13 protein-coding genes, 1 tRNA gene and 1 pseudogene are annotated in these 14,568 nt (G+C 56.2%); 12 read left to right on the forward strand and 3 right to left on the reverse strand.

Features of this window, described 5'->3' with window-relative positions; all coding sequences use genetic code 11:
• Positions 1–189 precede the first annotated feature (189 nt).
• The 3 genes from NFC81_RS01550 to NFC81_RS01560 are packed head-to-tail and all read right to left on the reverse strand — an operon-like array spanning position 190 to position 3,085.
• Positions 190–840: a lactate utilization protein gene (locus tag NFC81_RS01550; RefSeq protein ID WP_304995780.1), complete on the reverse strand. Its 651-nt coding sequence runs from the start codon at positions 838–840 to the stop codon at positions 190–192.
• Complete coding sequence (locus NFC81_RS01555) at positions 837–2,309, reverse strand: LutB/LldF family L-lactate oxidation iron-sulfur protein (protein ID WP_304995781.1); 1,473 nt, start codon at positions 2,307–2,309, stop codon at positions 837–839. Before NFC81_RS01555 ends, NFC81_RS01550 begins: the two co-directional genes overlap by 4 nt.
• Positions 2,306–3,085, reverse strand: a complete 780-nt coding sequence (locus NFC81_RS01560) for a (Fe-S)-binding protein (protein WP_304995782.1) — start codon at positions 3,083–3,085, stop codon at positions 2,306–2,308. Before NFC81_RS01560 ends, NFC81_RS01555 begins: the two co-directional genes overlap by 4 nt.
• Before the next feature lie 135 nt (positions 3,086–3,220).
• Between NFC81_RS01560 and NFC81_RS01565 the strand changes: the two genes are divergently transcribed.
• The 12 genes and pseudogenes from NFC81_RS01565 to NFC81_RS01620 all read left to right on the forward strand — a co-directional run.
• Positions 3,221–3,982 (forward strand): FCD domain-containing protein, encoded by a 762-nt coding sequence (locus NFC81_RS01565; RefSeq protein WP_304995783.1) that lies wholly within the window; start codon positions 3,221–3,223, stop codon positions 3,980–3,982.
• A 107-nt stretch (positions 3,983–4,089) separates the two neighbouring features.
• Positions 4,090–5,376 carry a uracil-xanthine permease family protein gene (locus NFC81_RS01570; protein ID WP_304995784.1) on the forward strand — a complete coding sequence of 429 codons (1,287 nt, stop codon included), beginning with the start codon at positions 4,090–4,092 and terminating at the stop codon, positions 5,374–5,376.
• 76 nt (positions 5,377–5,452) lie between these two features.
• Positions 5,453–5,529 (forward strand) — tRNA-Arg (locus tag NFC81_RS01575).
• A gap of 254 nt (positions 5,530–5,783) precedes the next feature.
• Positions 5,784–7,058 carry an aminotransferase class I/II-fold pyridoxal phosphate-dependent enzyme gene (locus NFC81_RS01580; protein WP_304995785.1) on the forward strand — a complete coding sequence of 425 codons (1,275 nt, stop codon included), beginning with the start codon at positions 5,784–5,786 and terminating at the stop codon, positions 7,056–7,058.
• A gap of 168 nt (positions 7,059–7,226) precedes the next feature.
• The gene (locus NFC81_RS01585; RefSeq protein ID WP_304995786.1) at positions 7,227–7,574 is read left to right on the forward strand and encodes a rhodanese-like domain-containing protein; all 348 of its coding nucleotides are present in this window, start codon (positions 7,227–7,229) and stop codon (positions 7,572–7,574) included.
• A gap of 56 nt (positions 7,575–7,630) precedes the next feature.
• Complete coding sequence (locus NFC81_RS01590) at positions 7,631–8,173, forward strand: hypothetical protein (RefSeq protein ID WP_304995787.1); 543 nt, start codon at positions 7,631–7,633, stop codon at positions 8,171–8,173.
• 97 nt (positions 8,174–8,270) lie between these two features.
• A complete protein-coding gene (locus NFC81_RS01595) occupies positions 8,271–9,596 on the forward strand; it encodes a hypothetical protein (protein WP_304995788.1) in 1,326 nt (441 codons plus the stop codon).
• Between the two features lie 285 nt (positions 9,597–9,881).
• The gene (locus tag NFC81_RS01600) at positions 9,882–11,102 is read left to right on the forward strand and encodes an amino acid ABC transporter substrate-binding protein (RefSeq protein ID WP_304995789.1); all 1,221 of its coding nucleotides are present in this window, start codon (positions 9,882–9,884) and stop codon (positions 11,100–11,102) included.
• Between the two features lie 80 nt (positions 11,103–11,182).
• Positions 11,183–12,052 carry a branched-chain amino acid ABC transporter permease gene (locus NFC81_RS01605; RefSeq protein ID WP_304995790.1) on the forward strand — a complete coding sequence of 290 codons (870 nt, stop codon included), beginning with the start codon at positions 11,183–11,185 and terminating at the stop codon, positions 12,050–12,052.
• Complete coding sequence (locus NFC81_RS01610) at positions 12,049–12,993, forward strand: branched-chain amino acid ABC transporter permease (protein ID WP_304995791.1); 945 nt, start codon at positions 12,049–12,051, stop codon at positions 12,991–12,993. Before NFC81_RS01605 ends, NFC81_RS01610 begins: the two co-directional genes overlap by 4 nt.
• Entirely contained in the window at positions 12,986–13,723 is a 738-nt protein-coding gene (locus NFC81_RS01615; RefSeq protein WP_304995792.1) for an ABC transporter ATP-binding protein, read from the forward strand. Before NFC81_RS01610 ends, NFC81_RS01615 begins: the two co-directional genes overlap by 8 nt.
• Positions 13,716–14,432: pseudogene (locus NFC81_RS01620) on the forward strand (ABC transporter ATP-binding protein); the annotation flags it as partial. The gene NFC81_RS01615 and the pseudogene NFC81_RS01620, both read left to right, overlap by 8 nt.
• Positions 14,433–14,568 lie beyond the last annotated feature (136 nt).

A 14,568-nucleotide genomic window follows, 5' to 3' on the forward strand; every position in this document is an offset into this window, starting at 1 on the left:
TCTACCTCAAAACATAGGCGGGTTAAAGTCTTCCGGTTATTCCGGGCTTTCGGGGTATGTCTCCGCCACTCCACGGCAGGCCGAAAGTCGTGGCTTGAGACATACACCCTACGCCCTTAACCCCATAACTATGCCTGCCTTCTCCGGCAAGTGTGGGCAATATGAAAGCCCATGCTGGTGGTATGCCAATTAGCTTCGAATGAGGACCAGCAACCGCGCTGGGCCATGTACTCCGTAGGCTAGGGTTTGCTCGATGTCGGCAGTTTTTGATGGGCCGGAGATCAATAAGGCATTGGTTGGCAAACCGGCCTGCCACTGTGGGCAGCGCAAAACATCCAAGAACGTAGAGTGCAACTGGTTGGCATCCAGCACGGCGATGTGAATAGGCGGCACCAAACTCATCAGTCGGGGCTCTTGTGGTGTGGGCCACAGGATCAGACTGCCGGTTTCGGCAATACCACCGAGTGTGGAGGTAATGGCCGCATCAACGTTGTTGAACAACTCAGGTTGCCACTCTTCAATTGGTCGGTCGTAGCTGACCAGCTTTGGAGCGTCGCTCGGCCAGTTGGCACGCAGTTCATCGCCCAGAGTGGTGCTTTGTGGGGCAAGCAAATTGCCAATACCGATCTCGCGCAGCCACTCGTGCAGAGTCGCTAGCCAATCGGCATTGGCCGTGCGGCGCACTTCGCCGTGTACGGATTCAATCATCCGTTGAAACAGCTCGACCCGTTCTTCAGCAGACCATTGACGGCGTTCGAGCACGGCAAAATCGGGGCGTTCAACGGGCTGCGTGGGGCTGGCTTGGCGCAGCCGTTCGAGTATGGCGGTGCGGGCGTTCATTGTTGACTCCCTTGTTTAGTTGCTTGCCGATGAGCGGCGACCCGCGCATGCAGATTCTTTGCCGCCAGCTTGGGCGCGGTGCGGTAACGCGTCCAACCGCCGATGCGTCGGGGCTGCAAGGCACGGAACCGATTGCCTAAGCCAATGGCGAGGCGATACAGCACGGGGCGAGCGTGCAGCCATGCCCATGCCGACCAAATCAGTGCTTCGGTTTTGCGTCGTTTAGCGCCATGCCCAGCGACCACGCCGGGGTGTAGGCGGTCGCCGTCCACCGCTTCACGCCGTAAACGCACCAATAGTTGTGGAATGGGAATCTTTACCGGGCAGACTTCACCGCACGCGCCGCAGAGGGTTGATGCACTGGGCAGGTCTTGCGTGGCGGCCAAGCCCTGCAAATGTGGCATGACTATCTTGCCGATCGGCCCGGGGTAGGTGGTGCCGTAAGCGTGACCGCCGACGCGCGTATACACCGGGCAATGATTCATGCACGCACCGCAGCGAATGCATTGTAGGGTTTGGCGCAGTTCGGGGTCTTGGTACATGCGCGAGCGGCCGTTATCGACCAGCACCAAATGCACCGCTTGCGGGCCGTCGCGTTCGTCAGATTTGCGCGGGCTGGTGATCATGTTGAAATAGGTGGTGATGTGCTGGCCGGTGGCCGAGCGGGTCAGTAACGCCAGTAGGGCACTGGCGTCTTCCAGTTTTTCGACCACTTTCTCAATGCCGGTTACCGCGATGTGCACCGGCGGTACGGTGGTGGTCATGCGGCCATTGCCTTCGTTTTCCACCAAGCACAGCGTGCCGGTTTCAGCCACAGCGAAGTTCACGCCGGAAATGCCAACGTCGGCCTGCATGAATTTCTCGCGCAGTTGTTGGCGCGCAGCGGCGGTGAGGTAGTCGACGTTATGCGTGCGCTCGGTACCGGTTTTCTCGTGCATCAGCTCCGAGATTTCCTGCGTGTTTTTGTGGATGGCGGGCATGATGATGTGCGAGGGCGTTTCGTCGGCCAGTTGCACAATGTACTCACCGAGGTCGGATTCCAACGCTTCGATGCCGTGTTCAGCCAGATGGTGGTTCAGCTCCATCTCTTCCGACACCATGGACTTGCCCTTGATGACCGAACGCGCACCCTGAGCCACGCAAATATCAGTGATGATGCGGCAGGCCTCGGCACCGTCTTCCGCCCAATGCACTTGAATGCCGTTACGCTGGCAGTTGGCTTCTAGCTGCTCCAACAAGTCGGGCAGACGGCTCAGTGCGCGCTGGCGAATGTGTTCACCCAAGTCCCGCAGTTGCTCCAATTCCCAGTCGGCAAAGGCCGCGCTGCGCTTGCTCATCAGGCCGTCCATCGCCTTGCGGAAATTGGCGCGGATTTGCGGGTCTTCAATGGCGTGGCGGGCGCGTTGGTGGAAGTCGCCCACAGGTGTGAAATGCTGAGCCTTTTTCAGTGAATCTGCTGCGGCGCTCATGACTGCGCCTCCTGCGACTCGCCTGATTGTGTGCGCTGCCAAATGAACTCAGCCAGATGCGCGCCGGTTAGCGGTTTCTGCACTTTTTCGGCGTGGCCGACGATGTTCATCAAGCAGCCACAGTCGGTCGACATCACCTGCTGTGCGCCTGAGTTCAAAATGTGCTCGACCTTGTCGCTGACCATGGCACCGGAAATTTCCGGGTTGCGCACCGCAAAGGTGCCGCCGAACCCGCAGCATTCTTTTACTTGCACCGGCTCCACCACGGTGACGTTCGCCAACTGGCTCAACAGTGCCGGTGCAGCTTCACCGATGCCCATTTCGCGCCTCGCTGAACAGGCGGTATGCACGGCGATGGTGACGGGCTTGCCTTGGTCGTGCAGTTGAATTTGGCACACGTGTAACAAGAATTCGGTCAGCTCATAGGTACGTTCGGCAATCGCTTCGGCTTGCATAGCCTGCGCAGTACCCTCAAACAAGGTGGGGTAATGGTGACGCAACATGCCACCGCACGAACCGGACGGCACCACGATAGGCCAAGGCTCTGGGAACAAGTCGAGCTGTGCGGCAGCGACCTGGCGCGCTTGATCATGATAGCCCGACGTGTAAGCCGGTTGGCCACAACAGGTCTGGCCTTGGGGAAAAATCACCTCGATACCCTCGCGCTCCAGCAACTGAATACCGGCCATACCCGCATCCGGGTAGAACATGTCCATTAAGCAGGTGCCGAAGTAGTAGACCTTTTGTGGTTTGCTGGGGTAGAGCTTCGTGGTCATGGGCGTCGTCGTCATTGTTGTTATCATCAAGTAAAATTAAATTGGTAATACCAATTTACAACTTTGTATGCGCAAGCGTATTATGTGTTGTTGTAAGAGTCAATGCGGTTGTTTGTTTTTCAACCAGAGGTGCCGATGAATTCAAGTCCTATCAAAACTCAACGTGTTGCTGATGTGGTGCGAGAGCGACTCGAAACGCTGATCTTGGAGGGGGTGTTTAAGGCGGGGCAGAAGCTGCCAACCGAACGCACCTTGGCTGAGCAATTCGGGGTGTCGCGGCCATCGGTGCGCGAGGCCATTCAAACCTTGGCTGCGCGCGGTCTACTGACCAGCCGCCAAGGTGGTGGTACCTATGTCAATGCAGATCTGGGTGGCACACTGGCCGATTCCATGTTGTCGTTATTTGGTACGCATCCCGAGTTCCAGTTCGATTTGCTGGAATTTCGCCATGCTTTAGAAGGGTTATCGGCGCACTATGCCGCGCTGCGCGCCACCGATGCCGACCGAGTGGCGTTACAACAACGCTTTGATGCGCTGATCGCCACCTATGAAGCGCAAGACCCTATCCTTGAAGCAGAGGCCGACGCCGCCTTTCACCTTGCCATCGCCGAAGCGGCCCACAACGTCGTGCTGTTGCATTCCATGCGCGCATTGTTTTCCATGCTGGAACGCAGCATTGTCGACAACTTACGCAGCCTGTTCGAGAAAAAAGAGTCGCGCGAGAAGCTGTACGCACAACACAAAGCCTTGCTGGATGCGATACTGGACGGCGACGCCGAGCGAGCGCAGCAGATGTCGCACGAGCATCTGGTGTATGTGGAAGATGGCTTATTGGAATTATCGAAAACCAAAACGCGGGTACAGCGGTCATTGCGGCGGGCCATTACGCCGTCATAACGACGACGGGCGCGGCAACCGGTAATAGCACAATGCATTTTCGCTCTTGCGGAAAGCTCGGTATGATGGCGTCTCCGCCTTTCCTAATCGCACAAAAGGAGACCCTCATGACCATGGACAATATGCCCGCCTGGCGTATGCCGCTGATCGGCGCGCAAATGCTGGTGGTGGCTTTCGGTTCACTGGTGTTAATGCCATTGCTGACCGGTCTAGACCCCAGTGTTGCCCTCTTTACCGCCGGTGTCGGCACGCTGATTTTTCATCTCATTACTGGCCGTACAGTTCCTGTTTTCCTCGCTTCATCCTTTGCCTTTATTGCACCCATTGCCTACAGCGTTCATACATGGGGGTTGTCCGCCACCATGGGTGCCCTGATGGTCACCGGCGTGCTCTATATGCTGTTAGCGGGTGCGGTGAAATTGCGTGGTCCCGGCTTTATCCATTACCTGATGCCACCGGTGGTTATTGGCCCCATCATCATGGTGATCGGCTTGAGCTTAGCGCCAGTTGCGGTGGGCATGGCGATGGGTGAGGGGGCGGAAAGCTATACGCGAACACAAGCCCTGATCGTCTCCATGAGTGCACTGCTGACTACGTTGCTGGTCGCCACCATGGCGAAAGGCTTGTTTCGCTTGTTGCCGATTCTGTCAGGTGTCGTAGTGGGCTATGGGGTCGCGTTGGCGATGGGCATGGTCGATTTCACCGCCGTTAACACCGCGGCATGGGTCGCCATGCCGGGTTTTGTTGCCCCTACCTTCCAGTGGCAACCCATCCTGTTCATGCTGCCCGTTGCCATCGCGCCCGCCATTGAGCACGTGGGAGATGTGTTGGCTATCGGTAACGTTACCCGTAAAGACTACATCAAAAAGCCTGGTCTGCACCGCACCCTGATGGGTGACGGCGTAGCGACCTCGGTAGCGGCAGCCTTCGGCGGACCACCGAACACCACCTATTCTGAAGTGACCGGTGCCGTCATGCTCACCAAGGTGTTCAATCCAACGGTGATGATCTGGGCCGCTGTTACGGCCATTGTGTTAGCGTTTGTCGGCAAGTTGGGCGGCATCCTGCAAACCATTCCGGCGCCGGTAATGGGCGGTATTCTGGTGCTGATGTTTGGCTCGATTGCAGGGGTCGGCATGAATACGCTGATCAAGGCCCGAGTAGACATGGCGCAAGCGCGTAACCTGGTGATTGTCTCAACCACACTGGTGTTCGGCATTGGCGGCATGGTCATTGGTGACGCCGACCTCAGCCTGCAAGGCATTGCCCTGTGTGGTGTGGTGGCCATTGCTTTGAATCTGATTCTGCCCGGTAAGCAAGGCCAGATTCCGGTCGATGACCTGCACGAAGAGCAGGCAATTGTTGATGACTTTATTTCGCACGGAAAATCCTAGTATCTGATGGCGGCTGTGTAGATGATGCGGGCTGGACAAAACCTCGCCCGCCGCCTACAATGCCGCCGTCAAATACGCGCCCGTAGCTCAGCTGGATAGAGCGCTGCCCTCCGGAGGCAGAGGTCAGAGGTTCGAATCCTCTCGGGCGCGCCATTTAAAGAACCTGCCATGAGCAGGTTTTTTTATGCGCGCTTGAGAGGTAATGAGAACCTCTGCTAGGTTCGACAAAACGCCGGGAGCGTTTTGGGCCGCACAGCGCCGCGAAGCGGGCGGGTGCAGGACAGCACCCGAGCCCATCCTTCGAGGGCGCGCCATTTCAAAAAACCTGCCATGGCAGGTTTTTTACCCCCTTGCCAATTACCCCTCGCTCAGTAACACTCCTTGGCTCAGCAAACAAGGAGCAAAACATGAAGCGCGAGACCATTGCACTGCACCATGGGTACGAAGCCGACAATCAAAAAGCCGTTGCGGTACCCATCCACCAGACCACCTCTTTTTCTTTCGACAACGCCCAGCATGGCGCGGATCTATTTGATCTGAAAGTTACGGGCAACATCTACTCGCGCATCATGAACCCAACGTGCGACGTGCTCGAACAGCGCATGGCAGCGCTAGAAGGTGGTATTGCGGCGTTGGCTGTGGCCTCGGGCATGGCGGCCATTACCTATGCAATTCAGACTATTGCGGAAACCGGCGATAACATCATTTCCACCAGTGAATTGTACGGCGGCACCTATAACTTGCTGGCGCACACTCTGCCGCGTCAGGGCATTGAAACGCGTTTTGTGGATAAAAACGACTTCGACCGCATGGCAAGCCTGATCGACGACAAAACCAAGGCTCTGTACTGCGAATCGGTGGGTAACCCATCGGGCAGTGTGGTGGACATCAAGCGCTTGGCTGAGATCGCGCACGCGGCGGGTATTCCGTTGATCGTCGACAACACCGTACCGACGCCGTTCCTGTGGCGGCCGATCGAGCAAGGCGCAGACATCGTGGTGCATTCCGCCACCAAATACATTGGCGGCCACGGCACCACCATCGGCGGTGTGATTGTCGATTCCGGTAAATTCCCTTGGGCCGACCATCCAAAACGTTTTGCGTTGTTGAATGATCCGGATGTGTCCTACCACGGCGTCAGCTACACCCGTGATGTGGGTGATGCTGCCTTTATTGCGCGGGCGCGTGTCGTGCCATTGCGCAACATGGGGGCCGCTCTGTCAGCACAAGCCGCTTGGAACCTGCTGCAAGGTTTGGAAACACTGGCTCTGCGTATCGAGCGCGTGTGCGACAACACGCAAAAAGTTGCTGAATTCCTGCAACAGCACCCGATGGTTAGTTGGGTGAATTACGCCGGCTTGAGCACACATAAAGACTACGCGCTGACGAAAGAATATATGGGCGGAAAGGCCTCCGGTATTCTGAGCTTCGGCATTAAAGGTGGCCGCGAAGCCGGGGCGCGTTTCTACGACGCGCTGACGCTTATTCTGCGTTTGGTGAACATTGGCGATGCGAAAAGCTGTGCCGCGATTCCAGCATCGACTACGCACCGCCAGCTAAACGATGACGAGCTAAAAGCGGCGGGCGTCAGTGCGGATATGGTGCGCTTGTCTATTGGCATTGAGCACATCGATGACTTGATGGCGGATATTGATCAAGCGCTGGCAAAAGCGGCTGAATAAGCCTGCCTCCACTAGGGCACGGACACCCTCTAGAAGGTTGTCCGTGCTCGATTCTTGTTGTTTTTAATGCTTCTCATTCCTCCTGAGTAAGTTAACCAGCAAAACACGCGTTTGATCTTTGCGTGCCTTAATATTAGAATATTCTAAAATTAATGAGGGAAGATCACTATGTTCCGCGCACTTTTAGCGTCCATCGTCTGCCTATTCACCTTGGGTGGCTGTTCATCAAGCGACGAAGACTACGCCCGCTGGTGGCAGGAGGGCATCTTGCTCGACACGCGCACGCCCTTGGAGCACCAGCAGTCACATATAGATGGCTCGGTATTGGTGCCCTATGAGTTGGTGCCACAACGTATTGCTGCCCTGGTGCCAGACAAGAACACTCCGGTCTTGCTGTACTGTCGTAGCGGTCGACGTGCGGGTATCGCTGAGTCGGCATTGCGTGATATGGGGTATACGCAAGTCAAGAATTTAGGCAGCCAAACCCAGGCCGAGCGAGCGCTGGGTCTGCGGTAATCCTATTTCTATAACGCTTACGTACATGGCAGACACTATTTAGTTAGGGAAAGAAAATGCAGCGACTACTCATGATGTTTGCCCTATGGTCACTGCCCTTCATGTCGGTGTTAGCAACAGAGTTTCAACTGCCGAATTGGACAGTACAAACGGCGTCGGGCGACAACCGCGAACTCCACGACTGGATCACCGCGCAACCGCATACCTTGGTGGCTGTGGTGGCGAGTACCAGCCAAGAAAATGGCCAAGCACAGCAGCAGGCGATGATGAACATGCATCAGCAGTTGCTTGAAACCACCCCGGCGTTGCCAGCTGTTTTGCATTTGAACATCATTGCCGGTGCGCCACGGTTTGTGCATGGCTTTATTCGACGAGGCATCGTTGGAGAATATCAAGCACCGGTGCAGGACGACCAAGTGCTATTGATGTTTCCGCGCAACTACGACGAGTTCACTGCAGCGACAGCGGTGGGTGTGGATAATTATGGTACTTGGTTTTTGGTGACTGATGATGGGCGCATTCTGTGGTCGGTAAAACAGAATGAAGCGTTAGATGCCGAAGTGCTGACCGGTCAGCTCACTGCGCTTCTAGATCGTTAGTGGCCCTTCAAGCCGTCCAACAAGCAGAATGCAGGTTCTCAAACGCTTAGTAAGGTTGGTGCTAGTATAAGTACCTAGCCCATTTTCGGACTCCTGTATGCCGCAAGCCATTGTCACATCACCGCTGCGCCACAGTCTCGCCGGCCTATTACTGGTGATTGGGCTGCTGTTGCAGATTATCAGCTTTATTCCTGCATTTTCTCTTACCGATCTAGCCAGCTATGTGCTGTGGAGCAGTGTGGTGCTGTTGTGGGTTGATATTCCACGCCGGACGCGCTGGCAAGCGGGCATTTTGGCGGTGGTTGGGCTGGGGTTGACCGTTTCGGCAGCTGTTGGTTACGAAGCCGAGGTGGATTGGGCGCGCGTGTTGACCGGCAACGTGTATGTGGTGGCTATGCTGCTGGGTGTGAGCTTCATTGGGCTGATTGGCAGTGAGGGGGCGAATAATCGTGCAACGTTAGGTCGTACAGGCTTTATAGGGATGCTGCAGACGTGGGCGGGGGTGCATTTCTTAGGCATCGTGCTGAATTTGTCGACCATGTTCCTTGTGGGTGACCGATTAGCCCGCCAGGGTGAGTTGAAAACGCCGCAGTTGTTGGCGATTAATCGTGGGCTGTCGAGTGCAGCGTTGTGGTCACCATTCTTTGCCTCGATGGCGGTGGTGATGACGTTAGTGCCCGACATGGCTTATCAGCAGATTCTCTTGTGGGGGTTCCCATTGGCCATGCTGGCGGGATTGATTTCATCGCTAGACCTTCGGCAGCGCTTCGACTTAAGCGATGTAACGGGCTTCTCTCTTACCACGCGTAGCCTGCTGATGCCGCTGATCATGGCGGCATGGGTGTTGCTGTTTCACTGGGTGATCACACCGTCATTAAGCATTGTGAGCATCATTACACTGCTGATGCCCCTGGCAGCGTTGATGAGCCGTTTGTGGTGGAGTGCGCGCAGTGGCGTGCGCCAACTCAAGCAACATGTGCTGGTACGCATGCCTTTAATGCGGGGTGAAGTGAGTCTGTTTTTGGCTGCAGGATTGCTGACCATCGGCTTGTCGACCTTCATTGAAGCCTTTATGGGGGCCGAATGGACGCTGTTTGCCCAGTTTGGTGTCCTGCAAGCCATTAGCTGTTTGACCATCATTGTGGTGACGGCGACACTGGGTTTGCATCCCATTATTGGTATCTCTGTTCTGGCATCGATGCTCAGTCTGCAAGGCAGTGAACAGACGCTGTTTGCCTTCACCGCGCTGGGCGGCTGGGCCATTGGTACCAGTGTCGGGCCGTTGTCAGGTATTAATTTGTCGTTACAAGGGCGCTACGGCGTCAGTGGCTATCAGATCATGCGCCAGAACATTCCCTATGCGTTGGCCATGTTCGGTTTGATGGTACTGGCGTTGGCAGGGTTGGCGCGCGTATTGGCTTGAGTATCTTCCTGTCATTGGAACGCAATGTCCAGTTGTTGGGTTTTGCTGCTCGATTTGGGACGATCCATGGCTATCCCGAATAGGTCCTCGGAACCCGCCATCGCGCGTGCTTGAGCAAGTCTTTTTGAGAGTCCTTACTTTTCCATATCGAAATCGATATATCGTATTCGCTAAAACTCATTTTACTTCAAGCCGTCCGGCGCAGATTGTTCAGGCATTAGAGTGCAATGGCGCATTCTGATGGCAGCACTCTGTATACAAAAAAAACAATACGAGGACGTCAAGATGAAATCTTTGTTTAACCCAAGACGGCTCAGTGCACTCGCGCTGGCGGGCGTCTTAACCGTTGGTGCGACCAGTGCATTGGCGCAGAATACCAACCCCATTCGCATCGGTGCGGTGGCCCCTAAAACCGGCGCGTTAGCCGGGGGTGCGGCCGTCACCTTTTGGCCTAACGTGGCGTTGTGGCAAGAAGAAGTGAACAGTCAAGGCGGCTTGTTGATGGCTGACGGCGCACGTCGTCCGATTCAAATCATTGAATACGATGATCGCACTGATCCGTCTGAGACTATCCGTTCGGTACAGCGCTTGGCAACCAATGACCGCGCCGATTTTATTCTTGCTCCATACAGCACCGGTCTGGCTTTGGCTGCCGCTCCGCTGTTTGATCGTTTGGGTTACCCCATGATCAACGTCAGTGCGATCACCGATCAGACCGATACGCTGGTGGCACGCTATGACGGGGTGTTTTTTACTTTAGGTAAGACTTCACCTTTGGCCGAAGGCGTAGCGCAACTGATGGCGCAATTGCGTGCCGAGGGTAAGGCCGGTAGTCGAGTGGCCATGGTGAACGTGGGTGATGCGTTTGGTATTGAGTTGGCGCAGGCTGCACGTCGAGTGTTTGAAGCAGAAGGCTTTAATTTGGTGTACACCACGTCGTACCCACCGACGATTCAAGACGTGTCACCGATCATCAACTCCGCTATGGCGGCTAACCCCGACATCTTTGTCGCTTTCTCCTATCCTCCCGACACCTTTGCGTTAACCGAACAAGCGCAGATCCAAGGCATGAAAGTGGATGCTTTCTACACGGCAGTAGCGACACCGTTCCCGTCTTATGCGGCGCGTTTCGGTGACAGCATCAACGGTGTGTTTGGTGTGGGTGGAGTGAACCCAGCCGATCCTCGTTTCCAAGCCTATGCCGAAGCGCATCAGCGGGTCACGAACACGCATCCTGACTACTGGGCCAGTGCGGTGACGTACGCCAGTTTCGAAGTGTTGGCGCAAGCCATCGAGGGTGTCGGTTCGGTGGATCGTGCGGCGGTTACCCAGTACATCAAAGACAACAGCTTTGACACAGTGATGGGTGAGTGGACGTTCGAGAACCAGCAGATCAGTGATTACTGGACCGTGGGTCAGTGGCAAAACGGTCAGTTCTATGGCATTGGCGGCACGGCACCCAATATGCCCGGCGCTGCGCAACCCATTGCCAGTCCAGATTGGTAATTCCAACGCGCTTTCTTGTGTGAGTGTGCCTTCCCCGAGGCCGCAAGGCTTCGGGGCTTCTTAACTAACATGGTGTGGACATGATGCAACTTCTCATCACGGGGCTCTTCCTCGGTGGCGTGTATGCCATCGTGGCGATGGGATTGTCCCTGCAGTACGGTGTCGCCCGAATCATGAACCTGGCCAGCGGCGAAATGCTGGTGGCGGGTGCCTTCGCGGCATTTTGGGTGGTGACCGCACACAGTCTGAACCCCTATGTATCCCTGATACTGGTGATCCCCGGTGCCTTTGCTCTCAACTGGTTGATCTATCGCTACATTCTTTTGCCCTTGGTGAAACGGGCGAAAAATCGTGGCCAGTTAGAAGTCGACAGCATCCTGACCACCTTCGGTCTGAGCTTCGTCTTCGTGGGCATCTTCTTGGCCGTATTTGGCGGCAACTATTTCAACTATTCCTTTCTGTCGCGGCCGGTCGAAATCTTCGGCAGTCGTTACGGATTGAACCGAGTAACGGCGTTCTGCATTGCGGTCGTGATCTGTGGCGCGCTCTGGTATTGGATCAACAACACCCGTGCGGGCATGGCGATTCGTGCGGTGTCGGTGGACCCAACGTCTGCCGGTCTGGTGGCCATCGACGTGCAGCGCGTGTCGACGTTTGCCTTTGCCTTGGGAGGTGCGATAGCTGCGACCGGTGGTGTGCTGCTCAGTACCTTCCTGACCTTTGAAGCATCAGTGGGCATCGTGTTCACCATGAAAGCCCTGGTGATCGTCATTATGGGCGGTGTCGGTGACGTTCGTGGCGCCATCGTGGCGGCGCTGGTATTGGGCATTACCGAAACCTTGGTAGCCCGCCTGGTTGATCCCGGTTTAACACTGGCGTCGGCGTATTTGTTGTTCATTTTGGTCCTGTTGTTCCGACCACAGGGCTTGTTTGGGAGACGTGCATCATGACCCGTCAAGAAATGACCATCGCGGTCGTGGCCTTAATCCTCTTCGGCCTGCTGGCGTATGTTCCGGCCCTAGGCAACAGCGCTTCCTTACTGTCGTTGATGGTGCCTATTGCCATGTACACCGTGCTTGCGACGTCGTGGGCACTGTTTTCCGGACCGACGCACTACATCAGTTTGGCGACAGCGGCCTTCTACGGCGTTGGCGCTTACATCCTGGCGTCTGGCATTGATGTCATGCCGTATTGGCTGCTGTTGCTCATCGCCGCCGCTGCCGGGGCGATCATGGCTGCGGCCGTAGGGGCCGCTACCTTGCGTCTGTCGGGCGTGTACTTCGTTATTTTCACCTTGGGGTTGGCGGAGCTAACCCGTCAGTTGGTGACCTGGTGGCAGAGCAACTTTGGTGGCAGTCGCGGTAAATACGTGTTCACTGATATCACCGAAGCGCAGATCTATTGGCAACTGCTTGCCCTGGCTGCCTTGGTGTACGTGATCGGTTGGTTAATCGGCCGGTCGCGGCTGGGCTTCGCCATTCGCATCATTGGTAACGATGAGTTGGTGGCCAAACACAGTGGTATTAACACGGCGGGGGCGAAGATCATGCTGTTTATGGTGTCGGGTGCCTTTGCTGCGGTGGTGGGAGCGGTCATGGCACCGCGGTTTGTGTACATCGAACCGTCCATGGCGTTTAACCCTCAGGTGTCCTTTTTGGTGGTGATCATGGCCTTGCTAGGTGGTGTGCATCGGTTGTGGGGGCCCTTGATGGGCGCCATTCCTTTTGCCCTGCTGTGGGAAGTCATTGCGTCGAATTTCCCCAATCAAACGGTGCTGGTGATGGGCCTGGCCTTCCTGGTGGTGGTGTTCTACATCCCCAACGGGGTCTCCGGCATTCTCGAAAATCTGTATCGCAAAGCGCGTAAATCGCCGGGGGCTGATCATGGATAAGCGACCTGTGGTGTTAGAAGTGCGCAACGTCACCAAGCGCTTTGGTGGTTTGATTGCCGTAAATGACTTGAGCTTCGACGTGCATCAGCACGAGGTGATGGGGCTGATCGGGCCGAATGGCTCCGGTAAAACCACCATGATGAACCTGATTTCTGGTGCGCTGCCGGTTACTGGCGGCGACATCATGATGGAAGACCTGCTGATTTCCGATCTGCCACCGCGTAAGCGGGCGCGGGCCGGGGTGGCTCGCACCTTCCAGTTGGTGCGCATGTTGCCCGCCATGACCGCGCTAGAGAACGTTATGGCCGGTGCGGTGTTCGGGCATAAGCGCCTCTGGGGACGGGCCTTGCGGGTACACGCCCAGCGCCAGCTAGAGCGTGTTGGTATGGGCGCCGTAGCGAACCGGCCAACCTCAGCGCTGACCTACATCGACCAAAAACGGGTCGAACTGGCGCGTGCCTTGGCGGCTGATCCGAGCATCTTGTTGCTGGATGAATGGCTGGCGGGTCTGAACCCGACTGAGTTGCAGGTGGGGATCGAGTTGATCGCCAGTCTGCGCGACGAAGGGCGCACCATTATTTTGGTTGAACACGTGATGGATGCGATTCGCAGCCTATGTGACCGCTGCGTGGTGATGAGCAGTGGTGTGAAAATCGCGGAAGGCACCCCGACCGAGGTGCTGTCGGATAAAGGCGTGATTCAAGCCTACTTGGGGGATGACCATGAGTGATCAAAGCGGCTTGTCGGTGCAGGACGTATCCGTTTACTACGGCCAGCATCAGGCGTTGAATCAAGTCTCGCTGAACATTAAACCCGGCGAAATTGTAGTGATCTTGGGGGCCAATGGTGCGGGCAAAAGTACTTTGCTGCGCACCATTGGCGGGCTGACCCCGCGGTCGGGCGGTAACATGATGATGAACGGCCATCCATTGACTACGTTGCGCGCCCACCAAATTGTCGAAACCGGCTTAGCGTTGGTGCCAGAGGGGCGCGGCATCTTCGGTGATCTGACGGTGGAAGAAAATCTGCTGCTGGGTGGCTACGCCAAACGGGCGCGCGCTGAGCAACAACAGAATCTGGAGCGCATCTACAGTTTGTTTCCGCGCTTGGTAGAACGGCGTCGGCAGATCGCTCGCACCATGAGTGGCGGTGAACAGCAAATGGTAGCCATTGGGCGCGCCATGATGTCGTCGCCGTCGGTTCTCATGTTAGATGAACCCTCTTTGGGTTTGTCGCCCTTATTGGCGAGCGATGTATTCAAAACCTGTAAAGCGGTGCGCGATACCGGTGTCGGCGTGCTGCTGGTGGAACAAAATGCCAAGCAGAGTCTGTCCATCGCCGATCGTGGTTATTTGCTCGAAAACGGCCACATCGTCGCGGAAAACAGTGCGCGGAATCTGCTGAACGATCCGGCGGTACAGAAAGCCTATTTGGGCGGCTCGGGCAGTAGCTCGGCCAGCCGTACCGGTGCTCGTCCAGAGAAAGCGGACGACAGCGCAACGCTAACACAGGACAAGAAAACCGCCAGTACGGGAAGTGATGCTCGGGCTGACCAGGCCGCACAGGGCAGGATTG

The organism is Salinispirillum sp. LH 10-3-1, from assembly GCF_030643825.1.
In the GTDB taxonomy this organism is placed as follows: Bacteria; Pseudomonadota; Gammaproteobacteria; order Pseudomonadales; family Natronospirillaceae; genus Salinispirillum.

Coding starts and splice junctions, on each gene's coding strand:
- NFC81_RS01590 (WP_304995787.1), top strand. CDS start 7,631: ATGCAGCGACTACTCATGATGTTTGCCCTATGGTCACTGCCCTTCATG.
- NFC81_RS01570 (WP_304995784.1), top strand. CDS start 4,090: ATGACCATGGACAATATGCCCGCCTGGCGTATGCCGCTGATCGGCGCG.
- NFC81_RS01600 (WP_304995789.1), top strand. CDS start 9,882: ATGAAATCTTTGTTTAACCCAAGACGGCTCAGTGCACTCGCGCTGGCG.
- NFC81_RS01595 (WP_304995788.1), top strand. CDS start 8,271: ATGCCGCAAGCCATTGTCACATCACCGCTGCGCCACAGTCTCGCCGGC.
- NFC81_RS01605 (WP_304995790.1), top strand. CDS start 11,183: ATGATGCAACTTCTCATCACGGGGCTCTTCCTCGGTGGCGTGTATGCC.
- NFC81_RS01550 (WP_304995780.1), bottom strand. CDS start 840: ATGAACGCCCGCACCGCCATACTCGAACGGCTGCGCCAAGCCAGCCCC.
- NFC81_RS01565 (WP_304995783.1), top strand. CDS start 3,221: ATGAATTCAAGTCCTATCAAAACTCAACGTGTTGCTGATGTGGTGCGA.
- NFC81_RS01560 (WP_304995782.1), bottom strand. CDS start 3,085: ATGACCACGAAGCTCTACCCCAGCAAACCACAAAAGGTCTACTACTTC.
- NFC81_RS01555 (WP_304995781.1), bottom strand. CDS start 2,309: ATGAGCGCCGCAGCAGATTCACTGAAAAAGGCTCAGCATTTCACACCT.
- NFC81_RS01580 (WP_304995785.1), top strand. CDS start 5,784: ATGAAGCGCGAGACCATTGCACTGCACCATGGGTACGAAGCCGACAAT.
- NFC81_RS01615 (WP_304995792.1), top strand. CDS start 12,986: ATGGATAAGCGACCTGTGGTGTTAGAAGTGCGCAACGTCACCAAGCGC.
- NFC81_RS01585 (WP_304995786.1), top strand. CDS start 7,227: ATGTTCCGCGCACTTTTAGCGTCCATCGTCTGCCTATTCACCTTGGGT.
- NFC81_RS01610 (WP_304995791.1), top strand. CDS start 12,049: ATGACCCGTCAAGAAATGACCATCGCGGTCGTGGCCTTAATCCTCTTC.